Source organism: Alcanivorax sp. HI0083 (assembly GCF_001635175.1).
Genome location: NZ_LWFX01001568.1, coordinates 1 through 717 on the forward strand (window position 1 = coordinate 1; position 717 = coordinate 717).

Sequence of the window (717 nt, forward strand, 5' to 3'; positions counted from 1 at the left end):
CCATCATGGATATCTACCCCATGGGCGCCGAGCAGCCATTCCGTATCGAACTGTTCGATGATGAANTCGAATCCCTTCGCCTGTTTGAAGCGGAAAGCCAGCGCTCCACCGGCAAAGTGGACGACATCACCTTGCTGCCTGCGGCGGAATTCCCCCTCAGTGCCGAAGGCATCGCCCGCTTCCGCAGCAACTTCCGAGATGTTTTCGATGTGGATACCCGTCACGTTCCCCTCTATCAAGACGTGACGGACGGCCTGGCAGCCCCCGGCCTGGAATATTATCTGCCGCTGTTTTTCGAACAGATGGCCACCCTGTTCGATTACCTGCCCGACGATGTGCGGCTGATAGAACTGGCCGACTGCCAAAACGCCATCGAACACTTCTGGCAGGATGTGGAACAACGCCACGAATCCCGCCGCCACGATATTCACCGCCCGATTCTGGCTCCCTGGCAACTGTTCCTGCGCCCGGACGAACTGAACGCGGCCCTGAAACAGCACCCGCGCGCGCGTCAGGCCCATAGCGAGGCGCCGGGCACGGACCAGGCCATTCACTTTGATGTGGCGCCCATGCCCGCACTCACCGCCGATGTGCGCGCCAATAATCCGCTTGCCCTGCTGCATACCTTCTCCGACGCGCACCCGGAAACCCATATCCTGATCTGCGCGGAAACCGCCGGGCGACGGGAAGCGCTGCTGGAGCTGATGCAGAAAATTC

At 60.6% G+C, this 717-nt stretch carries 1 pseudogene; it reads left to right on the forward strand.

What is annotated here, in order from left to right:
- Positions 1-717: pseudogene (locus A3754_RS28180) on the forward strand (transcription-repair coupling factor); the annotation flags it as partial.